Consider the following 16,487-nt stretch of genomic DNA (forward strand, 5'->3'; position numbering starts at 1 on the left):
CCGGGCACGCCGAAGCCGTGGAGGACACGCTGCGGACAGGGGTCAGCCGAGCTGGATCGGGTCCTTGTCGACGGAGTAGTCGCCGGCACGGTCGCGGCCGATCCCGAAGCACTCGTCGGTGCCCCCGGAGAAGAGGTACGCCGGCTCCTGGTCGAGCCGCGACAGGCGGAGGGTGAGGTCGTCCTTCGTGCCGCGCACGGTGGCCTCGTCGACCACCTCGGCCTCGAAGCCGGCCTGGGTCAGCAGTCCCGCGAGCCGGGTGAGGTCGGCCCGGGTGGGAGCCACGGCGAGGTCGAGCCGCCCGTTGACGGAGTAGGCGTAGCCGGTGGCACCCCGGAGGTCGCTGCGGCACGTGTCGTAGTTGCCCTGGCTGAACCGCAGCTGCGCGGGCAGGCCGGCGGTGACCGTGTCGAGGGCGGCGGTGAGCTCCGTGACCGTCTGGTCCCGGCTGTCCCGCAGGCCCTGCTCCTGCGCCTCCTCCTCACCCGAGCCCGGTCGGCACCCGGTCATCGCCACCACCCCCAGGATCACGCCCACCAGCACGACGGCCAGCCGGACGACCGGACCGGACCCGCGGCCCATCATGGCACCCGCTGACGTGTCGACGGACGCTCGATGTCGGCGTCGGCCTCCGGGTCGCGCGGGCCGTCGTACCACGGGTCGTGGACGTGGTCGGCCCGCATCAGGTCCTCGTCGCCGGTGTGGCCGGTGACCACCTGGCTCATGTTCCACAGCGACTCCGTGTCGGGGTCGTAGTAGCCGGTGTGCATGTCCAGCGAGTTGCTGTGCTCCCAGACGATCGTGTCGGGGACGCCGGGGGTCGGGTCGACCCACCAGTCCGGCGGGCCGCCGCGTGCGACGTCCTCGGCCTGGAACCGCCGGCCACCGAAGTCGTCCTCGGCCGGGTCCCGGCCGAGGCCGGCCCCGAGCGCGTCCCCCTTGTTGACCCAGCCCTTGTCGCCGAGGTCGGCCACCGGGTCGTCGGAGTTGCGGCCCACGAAGAAGTGGCCGTCCGGCACGTCGAGGTCGCCCACGTCGGCGGCGTTCGCGCCGAGGCCCGGGCTGCCGATCGCCACCGCCTCGTCGACGTCGACGTCGTGGTCGGTCAGGCCGTGACCCATCGTCGTCGAGCCGTAGGAGTGGCCGATCACGGTCAGGTGCGCCGGGTCGTCGCGGGAGGCCCGCAGCCCGTCGAGGGTGTCCGCGAGGCGGCTGCCGCCCTCGGTGGCCGCGCCCTCGAAGCCGACCCGGCCGCTGTCGAGGCCGCTGGGCGCGTCGTACCCGATCCAGGCGAGCGTTGCGGTCGTCTGGTCGGGGTGCATGCTGCGGGAGGCCTCGTAGAGGTCGCGCACGTTGGTGGCGTTGCCACCGATGCTGGTCATCTCGGTGGTCAGGCCCGGGACCGAGACGCTGACGTTCTGCGCGGAGTCCAGGTCGCCCACCGAGACCGCCACCCGCCCGTCCCCGTCGAACGCCGCCGGGTCGTAGAGGTAGAGCTGGGAGACCAGCGGCTCACCGGTGACCGGGTCCACCCGGCTGCGGGTGTCGGCCAGGGCGTCCTGCGCGGACCGGGCGTTCTCCAGCCAGCCGCGCTCGTCGTCCGTGATCGAGCCGTTGAACTCGAGCATCTCCCACGCCGCCACGTCGCGGGTCAGCGAGGTCTCGTTGGCCTCGCCACGGGCCCAGGCGGGGACGCCGTCGAGGTTGCCGATGGACCCCGGGGAGGCGGAGATGATCGCCAGCTGCTCGTCGCGGGTGAGCCCGTCCCACCAGGCTCTGACCTCCTCGGGCATGCCACCGCGGGGCATCCGCGACAGCGGCTCGTCGGCGGGGTCGGGGACGCCGCCGTACTTCTTCTCCACCTGCTCGACGGTCGCCACCCGCGAGAACGTCTGAAGCATGCGTCGCTCCGACGCCCGCACCCGCCGCAGCCAGCCGGCCACGTCGTCGGCGAGCGTGTCGCACGCGGTCTGGCAGCGCGCCGCGTCCGCCTCGAGGGCCGGGACCTCGTCCTCGCCGAGGTCGCGCGAGCGCTGCCACAGCCCCGAGATCCACTGCATCGCGTGGCCGCGGCGCTGCTCGAGGTCGGTGCGCTCCTCGACGAGCGCATCCATCTCGTCGGCGTGGTCGTCGGCCTGCTGGTGCACGCTGCGCAGGGCCAGCGACATCGCGTCGGCACGGTGGCCGATCGGCGCGATGTCCTGGTGGTACGCCGCGGCGTCGCTGCCCTGCCAGTCGCCGATGCGCGCGCTGCCGCCCACGAAGGTGCCGAGGTCGTCGATCTGCGCGGACGCCGAGCGCAGGCTGCGGGCGAAGCCGCGGATGGTCTCCGGCTCGACGTCGAGCTCCGGCGCCTCCGGCGGGTTCGCGGGGATCACGACCCGGTCGTTCATCGCCGCTCCTCGACGTAGGCCTGGAGCAGGAAGCGGCTCGCGACCACGCCCTCGGTGTCGAGATAGGTGCGGATGACCTCGCGCAGCCCGTCGGCCTGGCCCTCGGATCGGGTGCCGAGAGCGTCGGTGAACCGCTCCCAGTCCCCGATGAAGCGGGCGGCCGGGCCGGCGACCGCGGCGGTGAAGCCGCTGGTGGTGGCGCCGCCCACCAGGTCCGCGGCGGAGGCGAGGTCGATGTGCTGCTGGTCCCAGGCGCGGGAGGCCAGGCCGACGGTGACCGGGACCAGCTCCATCAGCCGTCCCCCTCGACCGGGTCGACGGCCGGGTCGACGGCCGGGTCGACGGCCGGGTCGACGGTCGGGTCGACGGCAGGGTCGACGGTTGGGTCGACGGTCGGGCCGACCACGACCGGCGGCGAGGCGACCTCGAGGACGACCACCCCGGTGGCCGGCGCGTGCGAGGCGGTGACGGTGGCGCCGGCCCGCTCGGCGAGCAGCCGGTCGACAGGGCCGGGGATCCGCTGCACGGTCCAGCCGTGGAGGGCGTCCCGGAGCCGGGACAGCATCGCCGCGCCGTCCCGGGTCTCGCGAGCGACCGCCTGGGCGGTCGCGACCCGGACCCCGGCGCCACGCCGGGTCAGCCGGGCCCACGGGGCGTCGGTGTCGACGGCGTCGCCGCCCCGCATGAGCTCCCAGAGGCGGGTGGCCTCGGCGCCCGTGCGCTCGGTGAGGGCACGGGCTGTGGCCTCGTCGACCACCGCGACCGGACGGCTGCGGGTGCCCGCCTCCTCGGGCAGCACCACGACGTCGACGTCGGGGTGACGGCGGTGCACCTCGTCGAGGAACGGGTCCCCGATCGGACCGGGAGTGCGCGTGAAGTCCATGCCGGGCATCGTTGCCCCGGAGGCGCGCGGCGAAACAACGCCGTCCACAGGCACCCCGGAAGGCGGCGGCAGAAGAGGGACCGGCCGCCCCCGACAGCCGATCCCCCTCCCGGGCCCGGGCTACTTCAGCAGGAACGTCGCCGAGGTCGTCGACCCGTCCGCGGTGGTCAGCGTGACCCGGTAGCAGGACCCCTTGCCGGCCGAGGGGGTCGCCCAGTTCTGGATCCACTGGGTCCCGTCGTACCGCAGGGTGGTGCTCCCGGTGTCGGCGATCATCTCGACGGGGTCCGGCAGGTCGCCGGAGTCGCAGCCCACCTTCTTCATCGTGATCGCACCGACGGCGCCGGACGTGATCCGCGTGCCGGCCGGGCCACCCTTGTAGACGTTGAACTTCAGCGGCACGGTCGAGCCCGCCTTGACGGTGTTGACCACGCTGCTCGCCGAGCTCACGGGCTTGTAGAAGCCGTCGATCGTCCAGGCGCGGACGGTGTAGCGGCGGGTGGACCGAGCCGTGTTCCCGGCCCGGTCCGACGCGGCCGCGGCGAGGGTGTGCTCCCCCACCCCCGTCGCGGCAGCGCTCACCACGCACCCGTCCGGCGTCACGCCGGAGGTCACGTCGGAGGCCTCGCAGGCAGTCGCGGGCAGCGGGTCGCCGAAGTCGTACACCCCGCCGTCCACCGGCCCGGCGGTCCAGCGGACCTCCGGCCCGGTGGCGTCGCGCTTCACGGTGACAGCGTCCTGGGTGGCGTTGCCCGCGGCGTCGGTGGCCACACAGGTGAACACCATGTCCGCGGTGTCGGACCGGAGCGGGTCGGGGTCGCAGCCCGACCGGGAGGCCACGCCGGCCAGGGCGTCCGAGACGGAGAAGTCCACGTCGACGTCCGAGACGTACCAGCCGTCGCGGCCCGGGGTACCGGTCACGGTGTGGGTCACGACGGGTGCCGTCGCGTCACGCCGGACGGTCACGCTGTCGGTGGCCTCGTTGCCGGCCGCGTCGACCACGCGGCACGACCACGTCGTGCCGGCGCTGTCGTCGGTGAGCGGCGTCGGGTCGCAGCCCTCGTCGGACGCGAGCCCCGACATCGCGTCGGAGCGGGTGAAGACCGCGGCGACGTCCGAGGTGTACCAGTCGGCCTCGCCCAGGGTGCCGAGCACCTCGTGGCTCACCTCCGGCTTCGTCCGGTCCACCTTGACCGAGACCTCGTCGGTCGCCGCGTTGCCCGCGGCGTCGGTCACGGTGCAGGTGTACGTCGCGCCCGGGGTGTCGAAGGTCAGCGGCTCGGGGTCGCACCCGACGGTGGTCGCGACGCCCGAGGTCGCGTCGCTCCGCGTGAACCGGACGTCCACGTCGGAGGTGTACCACCCGTTCGCGCCAGGCGTGCCATCGACGTCGTGGTCCACGACCGGGGCCGTGGCGTCCTTGCGCACCGTCACCGAGGCCCCCTCGCTGGCGTTGCCGGCCACGTCGGAGACCACGCAGGTGTGCACGGTGCCGGTCGTGTCGTCGGCCTGGACGATGCGGTCGCAGCCCTCGGCGACCCCCGAGCCGCCGCCGTCGGTGGCGTCCCAGTCGACCGTGACCGGGCCGACGTACCAGCCGTCGTCGCCCTCGTCCCCGGTGACCCGCGCGGTGGCCGCCGGGGCGACCGTGTCGACCTTGAGCTCGACGGGCAAGCCGGTCGTGGCCAGTCCGGCCGCGTTCGTGGCGACGCAGGTCAGCGTGGTGGCGGCGGTGTCCCCGACCGTCGTGTCCTCGCAGCCGGCGAGGGCCACGGGCGTCGACGTGCCCTCGGTGACGGTCCAGTCGACGTCGACGGGCGAGGTGTGCCAGCCGTTGCGTCCGAGGGTGCCGGTGACCGTGCGGGAGACCACGGGGGCGGAGGCGTCCCGCTTCACCGTCGTGCTGACCGTGGTGGTGTTGCCGGCCCGGTCGGTCACCGTGCAGGAGTACGACGTCTGGGCCTTGTCGGTGGTGACCGGGACGTCGGGGCAGGCGGCCGGGTCGACGAGACCGGAGCGCGCGTCCCCCACCTTCCAGTGCAGCAGTGCGTCGCCGGTGTACCAGCCGTCGGCGCCCTGGTCGCCGCTGACGACCGCCTCGACGACCGGCGCGGTTGAGTCGAGGCGGACCGTCACGTTCACCGGACCCACCTGGCCGCCGGCGCTGCGCGCCGAGCAGCTGAAGGTGCGTCCGTCGGTCTCGGCGGACTGGGTGGCGTCCTCGCAGCCGGTGGTCGTGACCGGCGACTCCGGGTCCCGCACGGTCCAGTCGATGGAGACCGGGCCGGCGTACCAGTCGGACGCTGACGGCGTCCGGTCGAGGACGTAGCTGATGTCCGGCGGAGTGCTGTCGGCCGGCGTGCACCCGGTGGTGGCGACCGTCCAGCTCACCTCGACTGGGACGGCTCTGTCGACCTCGCCGCCGTTGTAGCCCGCACCGCGACCGGTGAAGGTCAGCGTGGTGCTCTGGGCACCCGGAGCGGCGCCCTCCGGCACCGCGACCGTCACGGTCGAGGAGGTCGCGGGCACCGTCTTGCCCTTGTCGGCGTTGCCGGACGTGCCGGTGACCCAGTTCGCCGGGGTGGTCGCGCTCGCCGCCGTCGCGGTCACGTTCGGGGAAGCAGGAGTCGACTCCGTCAACGTGATGCTGACCGTGGTCGAGTTCGCCCAGATCTGGTTGCCGCTGCTCTGCCGCACCAGGTCGAAGCCGACCGTGCCACTGGCGCTGGCGCCCGGACAGATCGACCCCAGGCGCACGGCGGCGGTGTTGCCGTTCAGCCCGTCGCCGTCGGCCACCACCTGGTCGGCGTGGGCGACGGACAGACTCGTGGCGACCAGCAGCGCCGCTGCTGCGGCCGAGGTGGCACCGCCGAGAAGACGACGTACGGACAGAGACATCGATACCCCCACGGTCGACGTTCGAAGGTGGATTGGACCACCTGCCAGTGCTCTGGACCGTAGGGCCAGAACGAAACGGCGACCCCAGATCTCCGTCATCCCGGGGGCAAGTGACGCGGAATGACCATGTCGCCTGGTTCCTTCCGACTGGGGTCAGGAGGCGCAGCGCGACGACCGGGACATCACCGCGGCGCGATCCAGGCGGAGCACCGCCGGGACCACCGGCTCCCGCGGGTCGAGGTACGGCCGGGTGCCGCTCTCGCTGACCGTCCAGATGTCCCGACCCACGAGCTCGACGTCCTCGCCGCCGGGGACGAACGCGTGCCGGCGCCCGTCGGGGGCGACCAGCTCTCCGCAGGCGGTCCGGGACACGCTCGACCACAGCCCTCCGCGAGCCCAGGTCAGGCCCTGGAGCCGGGGCAGCGCACGACGCCTGCCGACCGCACGGGCGTCGGTCGCGTCGCCGCGCAGCCGCAGGTCGTCGACGCCGTCGGCCAGCACGTCCGCCACCCGGAACCGGACGACGCGGGCCGGACCGCGGGCCCGGAAGCTGCCGATCGCGAGCCGGCCGTCGCCGATCGCCAGCGTGGAGCCCTTCACGGACCGGTCGAGCCGCCACACCCGCAGCACCAGGTCGCCCCGCGCGCCGAGCCGCTCGGGGTCGAGCAGCCACAGCCGCTCTGCCTCCACCACCCACAGCCCCTCAGCGGTCGCCTCGAGGCCGCCGCCGTGCCGGCAGAACGTCGGGGTCGGCCGGTACACCGGGGCCGCGAACCGCTCCACGAACGCACGCACCTTCCCGGTCCGGAGGTCCAGCACCGCCACCTGGCAGGGCCGGTCGCCGTACGCGCGCGCCCACCGGTAGCCCCCGACGTACGCCGTGGCGCCGTCGACCTCCAGCGCCTGCGGGACGAACCATCTGTCCACGTGTGGCAGCCAGTACGCCGCGCAGACGCTCCCGTCGGCCGGGTAGGAGGCCAGCTCGGGCGCACCCGCCCGCGGTGCCCGGCCCCGGACCTCGTCGAAGCGGACGCCGTGGCAACGCGCGGCCTCCGCCTCCGTGGCCGGCCGGTCCGCGTCGGCGGTGCAGGCCGCGAGCAGGCCCGACATCAGCGCCGCGGTCAGGACGGCGACGGCGGCCACCGGGACCGCCGTCCGCCCACGTCGTACCGTCGCCCCCCGCGCCACGGTGTCAGGAACCGCTCAGAGGTCCGGGAACCAGAGCGCGATCTCGCGCGCCGCGGACTCCGGGGAGTCGGAGCCGTGGACGAGGTTCTCGCGGTTGGAGACGGACAGGTCGCCGCGGATGGTGCCGGGCGCGGCCTTGCGGCCGTCGGTGGCGCCGTTGATCGCCCGGACCACTTCGATCGCCTCGTCGCCCTCGAGCACCAGGGCCACCAGCGGGCCGCTGGTCACGAACGCCCGCAGTGGCGGGTAGAAGTCACGCTCGACGTGCTCGGCGTAGTGCCGGTCGGCCTGCTCGCCGTCGATCAGCCGCTGCTCGAGCGCCACGACCGTGAGGCCCTTGGACTCGAACCGGCCGAGGACGTTGCCGACGAGGCCGCGCCGGACGGCGTCGGGCTTGATCAGGACGAGCGTTCGCTGGGTCATGGGCGGCAGCCTAACCGGCTACCTTGAGGTCCATGAGCGCCCCCGATCCCCGTGACGCGCCGCCCCTCCGCTGGGGGGTCCTCGGCGCCGGACGCATCGCCGCCACCTTCACCGCCGCGGTCAGGACCCGCACCCGCTCCACGGTCGTCGCGGTCGGATCGCGCGACGCGCCCAAGGCCGAGGCGTTCGCCGTCGCGCAGGGTGTCGACGGCACCGCGCACGGCTCGTACGCCGGGCTGGTCGCCGACGACTCCGTCGATGCGGTCTACGTCGCGTCCCCGCACTCCGAGCACCGCGACCACGCGCTGCTGGCGATCGACGCCGGCAAGCACGTGCTCGTCGAGAAGGCGTTCACCCGGAACGCCGTCGAGGCCGAGGAGGTCCTGGCCGCCGCCCGGGAGGCCGGAGTGTTCGTGATGGAGGCCATGTGGACCCGCCACCTCCCCCACGTCGCCGCGCTGCACGAGGTGGCGGCCTCCGGAGAGCTCGGCGAGATCGTCAGCGTCACCGCCGACCACGGACAGTGGTTCGCCTACGACCGGGCCTCGCGGCTGTTCGCGCCGGAGCTGGCGGGCGGCGCGATGCTCGACCTCGGCGTCTACCCGGTCTCGTTCGCCCACGACTTCCTCGGCGCGCCCGAGGAGGTCACCGCACGCGGGTCCCTGACCGCCGACGGGGTCGACGCGCAGGTCTCGGTCGTCCTCGACTACCCCGGTGACGTGCAGGCCACGCTGCACACGACGCTGCTCGCGCGCACGCCGACGGTGGCGGCGATCTCCGGGACGGAGGGGTACGTCGCGGTCGAGGGGCCGTTCTACCGGCCGACCTCGTTCACGGTGCACCGCCGGGGTGCCGAGCCGCGCCGCGCGGCCTACGTCGAGGAGCACGGGTTCGCCCACGAGGTCGCGGAGGTGGCGCGACGGGTCGAGGCGGGCGAGACCGAGAGCCCGCGGATGACCTGGCAGGGCACGCTCGAGGTGCTGCGGACCATCGACGAGGTGCGCGCCCAGGTCGGGGTCCGCTACCCGGGCGAGTAGCTCAGCCCTCGGACTGCCGGGCGTCGTGGGCGGCGAACGCCTCGGCCCGCTCGCGCTCGATCTTGCGGCCGAGCAGGTCGGCGGTCCCCCACAGCACCGCGAAGATCGCACCGAGCACGAACATCATCGGCACCAGGAGGCCGAGCGCGACCGCCGCGACCTGGATCGCCCAGCCCGCGACGTACGCCCAAGGGCGGCGGAGCAGGCCGGCGACGACCAGGCAGGCCGCCGCCAGGCCGAGGCCGATCGCCAGCGCGGTGCCGAGCGCGACCTCGGAGATCGTCACCAGCACAGGCGTGGTCAGGCCGAGCGCGATCGACTCCAGGGTGAGGATCGCGGCGCACATGCCGCGACGCGGCGACTTGCCCCGCTCGGCGTCCAGCGGGTCGGGGGCGGGGTGGCTCACCGCTCGGCCCGCCGCAGCATCGCCCGGGCCTCGCCGACCGTGACCACCGAGCCGGTGACCAGCACGCCGCCGGATCCGAGCGGGTCGCCGAACGCCTCGCCGGCCTCGGCCATCGTCGCCGCCTTGTCGATCGCGTCCGCGAGCCGCGGCTCGACGGTGACCCGGTCCTCGCCGAAGACCTCGCGGGCGGTCGCGGCCAGCTCGGCAGCCGGCATCGCGCGCGGGGTGGAGTTCTGGGTCACCACGAGGTGCTCGAGGTGCGGCTCGAACGCCGCCAGCAGGCCCTCGTGGTCCTTGTCGGCCATCACGCCGATCACGCCGACCAGCGGGGAGAAGCGGAACGAGTCCTCGATCGCGACCGCGACCGCCTCCGCGCCGTGCGGGTTGTGGGCGGCGTCGAGCAGGATCGTCGGGCTGCGCCGGACCACCTCGAGCCGACCGGGCGAGGTGACCTCGGCGAAGGCGTCCCGCACGACGGCGTCGTCGAGGGGCTGGTCTCCGAGGAACGCCTCCACCGCGGCCAGCGCGACCGCGGCGTTCTGCGCCTGGTGGGCACCGTAGAGCGGCAGGAAGACCTCGTCGTACCTCGCGCGCAGGCCCTGCAGGCTGACGGTCTGGCCGCCGATCGCGGGGGTCCGCGAGACCACCCCGAACTCCAGGCCCTCGCGGGCGACGGTGGCACCGACCTCGGCCGCCCGGTCGAGCAGGATCGTGGCGACGTCCGCGGTCTGCTGGGCCAGGATCGCGACCGCGCCGGGCTTGATGATGCCGGCCTTCTCGCGGGCGATGGCGGCGGGGACGTCCCCGAGGTACTGCGCGTGGTCGACCGCGATCGGGAGCACCACGGCCACCTTGCCGTCGGCGACGTTCGTGGCGTCCCACGACCCGCCCATCCCGACCTCGACCACGGCCGCGTCGACCGGGGCGTCGGCGAACGCGCTGAACGCCATCCCGACGACGGTCTCGAAGAACGACAGCGGGTGCGGCTGCTCGGCGTCCACGAGGTGGGTGTACGGCGCGACGTCGTTGAACGCGCGCACGAACGCCTCGTCGTCCATCGGCTCGCCGTCGATGCAGATCCGCTCGCTCATCCGCTCGACGTGCGGGCTGGTGAACCGGCCGGTGCGCAGGTTGAGCGCGCGGAGCAGGGTGTCGATCATCCGCGAGGTCGACGTCTTGCCGTTGGTGCCGGTCAGGTGGATGACGGGGTAGGCCCGCTGCGGCTCGCCGAGCAGCTCGGCGAACGCCTGGATCCGGTCGAGGGACGGCTCGAGCCGGGTCTCGGGCCAGCGGGAGAGGAGCGCGTCCTCGACCTCGGCGTAGGTCTCGGCGAGACGGGCCTGCTGGGGAAGGTCACTCATGGCGCCCCCGAGTCTAGGCGTCTCGCCCGCCCCGTTGAGTCGCGCCTCGCTCACCGTCGAGTCGCGCCTCCCTCACCGTCGAGTCGCGCCTCGCTCACCGTCGAGTCGCGCCTCGCGCGCCCGCCTCAGGGCCGGACCAGGAGGTTCGCCATGTCGACGACCCGGCGGTAGCCGATCGCCTCGTAGATCTTGTTCGACGTCGGGTTCGCCTGGTCGGTGAACAGGCACACCCGGGCGCCGGCGTCGCGCAGCCGGAGCGAGACCTCGGCGACGCCGGCACTGGCGTAGCCGCGGCCCCGGTGCTCGCGCGGGGTGTAGACGGGCCCGATGCGCGCCACGCCGTACGCCGGGAGGTTGTGGCCGGTGAGGTGCACCGGCCCGCCGTCGTCCCAGAAGTAGACCCGGCGTTCCCGGATCCGGCGCAGCATGTCGTCGAGGTCGAAGTGCAGGAACCGGGCGGACTCCCCTGGCGCCCGGCCGGCCTGTTCGTCGGCGTCGTCGTGGAACGCGAGGAACCAGTCGAGCGCCAGCGGCGCCTCGTGCTCCTCGACCAGGCGCAGGTGCCCCGGCGGCGGCACCGGGGGGGCGAGCTCGCGGAGCTCGAACAGCCGGGTGTGCTGGTCGACGACCACGGCCCCGCCGGCCAGCCGGACCGTCTCGTCGGCGATCAGCCGCACGGCGGGCAGGGCACCGTTGACTCCGCCCAGGGCCTCGCCGCGTTCGTGCAGGGTGCGGGCCAGCAGCAGCGCCGCCTCGTCCGGCATCGGCAGCGCGAACAGGGGGTACGGCGCGAACGGCGCGGTCCGCATCGCCACGCCCACCACCGCACCGCGGTCCTCCACCGTCCCGAACCAGAACGGCCGGTCCACGGGACTCGGTTCGCCGCTGGACTCGTCCCGGGCGCGCTTCTCCGCGACCGTGGCGACCACGGTCCCGACCAGCGGGTCGGCGGCCAGGTGCTCCCCCGCCACGCGCAGGAACGCACCCGCGTCGGTGGTCAGGACCAGCTCCATGGTCGGAGGCTAGACACCCGGGTGTCAGCCCGCCACTCCGGAGCCGGCGACACGGACACCTCCGGGCAGATCTGATTCGCGGCCTGACCTGCAGGTTCCGTAGGCTTTCGCCCATGACCGAGACACCCACACGCACCGACCTGTCCGAGACGACGCCCCAGCGCGCCGTCGTCGTACCGGACAAGCCGGCCCTCGAGGGTCTCGAGTCGCGCTGGGTCGAGACGTGGAAGTCGGACGACACCTACCGCTTCGACCGGTCGCAGACGCGCGAGAACGTCTACTCCATCGACACGCCCCCGCCGACCGTGAGCGGCAGCCTGCACGTCGGGCACGTGTTCTCCTACACCCACACCGACCTGATCGCGCGCTACCAGCGGATGACCGGCAAGTCCGTCTTCTACCCGATGGGCTGGGACGACAACGGCCTGCCCACCGAGCGCCGGGTCCAGAACTACTACGGCGTCCGCTGCGACCCGTCGCTGCCGTACGACGAGGGCTTCACGCCGCCCGAGAAGCCGGACCCCAAGCGGCAGGTCCCGATCAGCCGCCCCAACTTCGTCGAGCTGTGCGAGGAGCTCGTCCAGGCCGACGAGGAGGTCTTCGAGCAGCTGTGGCGCACGCTCGGCCTCTCGGTGGACTGGAAGGAGCACTACACGACCATCGGGCCCAAGGCCCAGGCGGTGAGCCAGCGCGCCTTCCTGCGCAACTTCGCTCGCGGCGAGGCGTACCTCCAGGAGGCGCCGACCCTGTGGGACGTCACCTTCCAGACCGCGGTCGCGCAGGCCGAGCTCGAGGCCCGCGACTACGCCGGCCACTACCACCGGGTCGCCTTCCACCGGGCTGACGGGAGCCCGGTCCACATCGAGACCACCCGCCCGGAGCTGATCCCGGCCGTGGTCGCGCTGATCGCGCACCCCGACGACGAGCGGTACGCCGACCTGTTCGGGCAGACCGTCACCTCGCCGGTGTTCGGGGTCCAGATCCCCGTGCTCCCCCACCCGCTCGCCGAGCCCGACAAGGGCGCCGGCATCGCGATGTGCTGCACGTTCGGTGACCTCACCGACGTCCAGTGGTGGCGCGAGCTGAACCTGCCGGTCCGCACGGTGATCGGTCGCGACGGCCGGCTGCACCGCGAGACGCCGGAGTGGCTGGCCGCCGCCGACGCGGCGTACCAGCAGCTCGCGGGCAAGACCGCGTTCAGCGCGCGCGAGGCGATGGTCGCCCTGCTCCGCGAGTCCGGGGACCTGGAGGGGGATCCGACCCCGACCCAGCGGATGACCAACTTCTACGAGAAGGGCGACAAGCCCCTCGAGATCGTCGCCACCCGTCAGTGGTACATCCGCAACGGCGGCCGCAACGCGGAGCTGCGGGCCGAGATGCTCGAGCACGGCGCCGAGATCACCTGGTCCCCGGCGCACATGAAGCACCGCTACGACAACTGGGTGGCCGGGCTCAACGGCGACTGGCTGATCTCCCGCCAGCGTTTCTTCGGCATCCCGTTCCCGGTCTGGTACCCCCTCGACGAGGAGGGCGAGCCCGACTACGACCACCCGCTGCTCCCGACCGAGGCGGAGCTGCCGCTGGATCCCACCACGGTCGCGCCGCGCGGGTACGACGAGGCGCAGCGCGGCAAGCCCGGCGGCTTCCTCGCCGACCCCGACGTGATGGACACCTGGGCGACGTCGTCGCTGACCCCGCACATCGCGGGCGGCTGGACCACCGACGACGACCTGTGGCAGCGGGTCTTCCCGATGGACCTGTGCACCCAGGCGCACGACATCATCCGCACCTGGCTGTTCTCCCGGGTGGTCCGGGCCCACTACGAGAACGGCGTCGCGCCCTGGTCGCACGCCATGGTCTCGGGCTTCATCCTCGACCCCGACCGCAAGAAGATGTCGAAGTCGAAGGGCAACGTCGTCGTCCCGACGGACGTCCTCGAGAAGTACGGCGCCGACGCGGTCCGCTGGCGCGCCGCGATGGCGCGCCCGGGCCTGGACTCCCCGTTCGACGAGACCCAGATGAAGGTCGGACGGCGGCTGGCGATGAAGGTCCTCAACGCGTCGAAGTTCGTCCTCGGCAGCGTGGGCGCCACGGCCCCCACCCCGTCCGCGATCAGCGATCCGGTCGACTGCGCGCTCATGGGGCGGCTCGCGAACACCGTCACCGCGGCCACCGAGGCGTTCGACGCCTACGACTACACCACCGCCCTCGAGGTCGCCGAGCGCTTCTTCTGGGAGTTCTGCGACGACTACCTCGAGCTGGTCAAGGAGCGGGCGTACGCCGAGGACGGCGGTATCGCCACCGCCTCCGCGAAGGCCACCCTCGCCCTCGCCCTGCACGTCCAGCTCCGGCTGCTCGCGCCCTTCCTCCCCTACGTCACCGAGGAGGTCTGGTCGTGGTGGCAGGAGGGCTCGGTGCACCGGGCTGCCTGGCCGAAGGCCACCGACCTCGGCTCCTCCGCCGCGTCGAACGACTCGATCATGACCGCGGTCGCCGCGGCCCTCACCGGCATCCGCGGCGCGAAGTCGCAGGCCAAGGTCTCGATGCGCGCCGAGCTGTCCCGGGTCGAGCTGACCGGCACGGCGGCGATGATCGACGGCATCCGCAAGGCGGAGCAGGACCTGCGCCAGGCCTGCAAGATCAGCGGCGACCTGGTGCTGACCGAGGACGAGGGCGCCGAGGAGCTGCGGGTCGACGCCACCCTCGCCGAGACCGCCTGACGCACGACGCACGGCGGGCGACGCCAGCGCAGCGGCGTACGTCGAGTGCGCGGTGGGCGACCTGGTGCTCTCGGCGTCGCCGGAGGCGTGCCGAGACTGTCCTTCGGCTGCAATTGCGATCGTATGACAAGAAATCGGCGGCCGGCGCTGTCACAAGGCCGCAATTGCAGCCGCATTGCAGATTTCCGGCCCCGGAACATGTCATGCGGCTGCAATTGCGGGGTTACGACAGCACCCTGAGCCAGGTCGCGCTGTTCTCCGGCCGCGCGAGCGATGCCGGATCCACCCGGAGGTCGAGGAGGGCGCTCTTCGCCCGTCTCGAGACCGCCCCGGCCTCAATGCCCGCCGCGCCCCTTGCCGTGCCCCTTGCCGTGGGTCTTGGCGTGGCCCTTCCCGTGGGTCGTGCCGTGCCCCTTGGCCTGGCCGTGTCCCCGACCGGGGTGTGACGACGGGGCGGGCGCGACCGACGCGGAGTCGTCGCCGTCGGTGGAGTCGTCGCCGTCGGTGGAGTCCTCCGGCTCCTGCGTCTCGTCGGGCTCCTCCGCCGAATCCTCGTTGGCAGCGTCGCGCTCGGCGATGACGCACCAGCCGTAGTGCTTGCCGCGGGTCCAGCCCGGGTGACTGGCCGGGTCGGTATCGGTGGCGGCCCGGTGCGGCGGTGCCGTCAGCGTGCACGGCTCCTTCGCCTCACTGCCGTCGCCGCCCTCGGCGTCCTCGGCCGCGGTGTCACCGGCGTCGTCACCGGCGTCCTCCCCCGAGGACTCGTCCGTGGTCTCGTCCGTGGTTTCGTCCGTCGTCTCGTCACCCGGATCCCCGCCCTCGGTCGACGCGTCGTCCGTCGACTCGTCGGCGTCGTCGCTGGTGGCCTCGTCCGCAGGGTCCGACGGATCGGTCGTGTCAGCCGGGTCTCCGGAAGCGGTGTCGGCGGCGGTGTCGGACGACACCGTGGCCAAGCTGCCCCAGGCGGCGAAGGAGGCGCCGAAGACGACGGCGATGGCGGCGATGACGCCGACCACGAGGCGGCGCAGGGGGTGGATGCTCATGACGCGATTGTGGAGCGCCACCGTGATTGGTGAGAGGCAGTCACCAAGACCCGGGCTCATCGGTCCAGACCACCTGAGCCGACCGCTCGACCCGCAAGACCTGGCCGCTCGGCGCGCAACACGTGGCCGCTCGGCGCGCAAGACCTGACCGCTCGACCCGCAAGACCTGGCCGCTCGGCGCGCAACACGTGGCTGCTCGGCAGGGTGGATCAGCGGTGGTGCTTGCCGAGAGCGTGCCGCTTGCCGGGCCTGTCGGCCTTGCCGGGCGTGTCGGCCGTGCCCGGCTTGTCGGCTTTGCCGGGCTTGTCGGCCCCGCGGCGCAGGCCGGGCTTGTCTGCCCTGCCGGGCCTGTCGGCCCTGCCGGGCCTGTCGGCCTTGCCGGGCCTGTCGACCCCGAGGGGCTGGCGTGGCGTGTCGGCACGAGGTCGGGTCGCGGCGGGAACGGTGCGGGTCACGGTGCGGACGACCTGCGTGCCGACGCCTCCGACAAGGCTGCGGGCGCTCACCGGGGCAGGGTCGGTCTGGCCGTGACCGGTGCCGCCGCCGAGGGTCCGCTCGCCCTTCGTGCGGCCCGGCGGCACCGTGCTGCTCGCGTTCGCCGGCGTCGGCGCACCGGCGCCGCCCGACGAGCTGTCCGGGGCCGGAGTCCGGGAGGCACGGTTCCCCGCGCCGTTCCCCTGGCCCTGGCCGGGCTTCCCGTTGTTCCCGTTGTTCCCCTGGTTCCCCGTGCTCCCCTGGTTGCCCTTGTCCGGCTTGTCGGTCCGCCCCGGACCCTTGGTGGTCGAACGGTCGGGGCTGCCTCCACCCGTGCGGACGGTCGAGGCTTCCTCGACGCCGGCGGTCACCGGGACCACCACGGTGACCGTCCGGGTCGGCTGCCGCGCGCCCGGGCCGGTGGCCTCGCCCTCGCCCGAGGTGTCGGGGTCGATACGGACCGCGTCAGCGACCCGGTGGTGCGCGGTGAACGGCTCGGTCTCGGTGATGACCTGGATGATCCCCTGCGTCATCAGCGCGTGGCCGAGGAAGGTCCCGCAGCCCACGGTGAGGGCCACGCAGGCCACGAAGGGCCCACGGTGCTGGGGGGATCGCATGGGGGTGTCTCCCGAGAGGCACGAAGAATCG

Annotated in this window: 14 protein-coding genes; 2 read left to right on the plus strand and 12 right to left on the minus strand. The window is 73.5% G+C overall.

Annotated elements, in window-relative coordinates:
* Positions 1-42: 42 nt before the first annotated feature.
* From EKO23_RS00605 to ndk, 7 genes are all read right to left on the minus strand, one after another.
* Positions 43-585, minus strand: coding sequence for a hypothetical protein (locus tag EKO23_RS00605; RefSeq protein ID WP_134713011.1), 543 nt, complete (start codon positions 583-585; stop codon positions 43-45).
* Complete coding sequence (locus tag EKO23_RS00610) at positions 582-2,393, minus strand: alpha/beta hydrolase (RefSeq protein ID WP_134713013.1); 1,812 nt, start codon at positions 2,391-2,393, stop codon at positions 582-584. The genes EKO23_RS00605 and EKO23_RS00610 overlap by 4 nt, the downstream gene beginning before the upstream one ends.
* Positions 2,390-2,686 carry a hypothetical protein gene (locus EKO23_RS00615; protein ID WP_134713015.1) on the minus strand — a complete coding sequence of 99 codons (297 nt, stop codon included), beginning with the start codon at positions 2,684-2,686 and terminating at the stop codon, positions 2,390-2,392. Before EKO23_RS00615 ends, EKO23_RS00610 begins: the two co-directional genes overlap by 4 nt.
* A complete protein-coding gene (locus EKO23_RS00620; RefSeq protein ID WP_134713017.1) occupies positions 2,686-3,276 on the minus strand; it encodes a hypothetical protein in 591 nt (196 codons plus the stop codon). The genes EKO23_RS00615 and EKO23_RS00620 overlap by 1 nt, the downstream gene beginning before the upstream one ends.
* 120 nt (positions 3,277-3,396) lie before the next feature.
* Positions 3,397-6,174 carry a PxKF domain-containing protein gene (locus tag EKO23_RS00625; protein WP_134713019.1) on the minus strand — a complete coding sequence of 926 codons (2,778 nt, stop codon included), beginning with the start codon at positions 6,172-6,174 and terminating at the stop codon, positions 3,397-3,399.
* 153 nt (positions 6,175-6,327) lie between these two features.
* Positions 6,328-7,317: a hypothetical protein gene (locus EKO23_RS00630; RefSeq protein WP_134713021.1), complete on the minus strand. Its 990-nt coding sequence runs from the start codon at positions 7,315-7,317 to the stop codon at positions 6,328-6,330.
* 60 nt (positions 7,318-7,377) lie between these two features.
* A complete protein-coding gene (gene ndk, locus EKO23_RS00635; protein ID WP_134713023.1) occupies positions 7,378-7,785 on the minus strand; it encodes a nucleoside-diphosphate kinase in 408 nt (135 codons plus the stop codon).
* A 32-nt stretch (positions 7,786-7,817) separates the two neighbouring features.
* On the opposite strand from ndk, the gene EKO23_RS00640 reads away from it, so the two are divergent.
* Complete coding sequence (locus tag EKO23_RS00640; RefSeq protein ID WP_134713025.1) at positions 7,818-8,822, plus strand: Gfo/Idh/MocA family protein; 1,005 nt, start codon at positions 7,818-7,820, stop codon at positions 8,820-8,822.
* A gap of 1 nt (position 8,823) precedes the next feature.
* Here EKO23_RS00640 and EKO23_RS00645 read toward each other — a convergent pair whose 3' ends face one another.
* From EKO23_RS00645 to EKO23_RS00655, 3 genes are all read right to left on the minus strand, one after another.
* The gene (locus tag EKO23_RS00645) at positions 8,824-9,228 is read right to left on the minus strand and encodes a DUF4233 domain-containing protein (protein ID WP_246050828.1); all 405 of its coding nucleotides are present in this window, start codon (positions 9,226-9,228) and stop codon (positions 8,824-8,826) included.
* Positions 9,225-10,589, minus strand: a complete 1,365-nt coding sequence (folC, locus tag EKO23_RS00650; protein WP_134713027.1) for a bifunctional tetrahydrofolate synthase/dihydrofolate synthase — start codon at positions 10,587-10,589, stop codon at positions 9,225-9,227. The genes EKO23_RS00645 and folC overlap by 4 nt, the downstream gene beginning before the upstream one ends.
* Positions 10,590-10,714: 125 nt before the next feature.
* A complete protein-coding gene (locus EKO23_RS00655) occupies positions 10,715-11,602 on the minus strand; it encodes a GNAT family N-acetyltransferase (protein WP_134713029.1) in 888 nt (295 codons plus the stop codon).
* Positions 11,603-11,715: 113 nt separating this feature from the next.
* Between EKO23_RS00655 and valS the strand changes: the two genes are divergently transcribed.
* Positions 11,716-14,322 (plus strand): valine--tRNA ligase, encoded by a 2,607-nt coding sequence (gene valS / locus EKO23_RS00660; protein WP_134713031.1) that lies wholly within the window; start codon positions 11,716-11,718, stop codon positions 14,320-14,322.
* A 335-nt stretch (positions 14,323-14,657) separates the two neighbouring features.
* Here valS and EKO23_RS00665 read toward each other — a convergent pair whose 3' ends face one another.
* Both EKO23_RS00665 and EKO23_RS24970 read right to left on the minus strand, forming a co-directional pair.
* Positions 14,658-15,365, minus strand: coding sequence for a hypothetical protein (locus tag EKO23_RS00665; protein ID WP_134713033.1), 708 nt, complete (start codon positions 15,363-15,365; stop codon positions 14,658-14,660).
* Between the two features lie 209 nt (positions 15,366-15,574).
* Positions 15,575-16,456, minus strand: coding sequence for a hypothetical protein (locus EKO23_RS24970; RefSeq protein WP_167880261.1), 882 nt, complete (start codon positions 16,454-16,456; stop codon positions 15,575-15,577).
* Between the last annotated feature and the right edge of the window lie 31 nt (positions 16,457-16,487).

Origin of the sequence: Nocardioides guangzhouensis (assembly GCF_004519545.1) — a bacterium.
Classification (GTDB): Bacteria; Actinomycetota; Actinomycetes; order Propionibacteriales; family Nocardioidaceae; genus Nocardioides; species Nocardioides guangzhouensis.

Coding starts and splice junctions, on each gene's coding strand:
- EKO23_RS00625 (WP_134713019.1), bottom strand. CDS start 6,174: ATGTCTCTGTCCGTACGTCGTCTTCTCGGCGGTGCCACCTCGGCCGCA.
- EKO23_RS00605 (WP_134713011.1), bottom strand. CDS start 585: ATGATGGGCCGCGGGTCCGGTCCGGTCGTCCGGCTGGCCGTCGTGCTG.
- ndk (WP_134713023.1), bottom strand. CDS start 7,785: ATGACCCAGCGAACGCTCGTCCTGATCAAGCCCGACGCCGTCCGGCGC.
- valS (WP_134713031.1), top strand. CDS start 11,716: ATGACCGAGACACCCACACGCACCGACCTGTCCGAGACGACGCCCCAG.
- EKO23_RS24970 (WP_167880261.1), bottom strand. CDS start 16,456: ATGCGATCCCCCCAGCACCGTGGGCCCTTCGTGGCCTGCGTGGCCCTC.
- EKO23_RS00655 (WP_134713029.1), bottom strand. CDS start 11,602: ATGGAGCTGGTCCTGACCACCGACGCGGGTGCGTTCCTGCGCGTGGCG.
- EKO23_RS00640 (WP_134713025.1), top strand. CDS start 7,818: ATGAGCGCCCCCGATCCCCGTGACGCGCCGCCCCTCCGCTGGGGGGTC.
- EKO23_RS00610 (WP_134713013.1), bottom strand. CDS start 2,393: ATGAACGACCGGGTCGTGATCCCCGCGAACCCGCCGGAGGCGCCGGAG.
- EKO23_RS00665 (WP_134713033.1), bottom strand. CDS start 15,365: ATGAGCATCCACCCCCTGCGCCGCCTCGTGGTCGGCGTCATCGCCGCC.
- EKO23_RS00615 (WP_134713015.1), bottom strand. CDS start 2,686: ATGGAGCTGGTCCCGGTCACCGTCGGCCTGGCCTCCCGCGCCTGGGAC.
- folC (WP_134713027.1), bottom strand. CDS start 10,589: ATGAGTGACCTTCCCCAGCAGGCCCGTCTCGCCGAGACCTACGCCGAG.
- EKO23_RS00620 (WP_134713017.1), bottom strand. CDS start 3,276: ATGGACTTCACGCGCACTCCCGGTCCGATCGGGGACCCGTTCCTCGAC.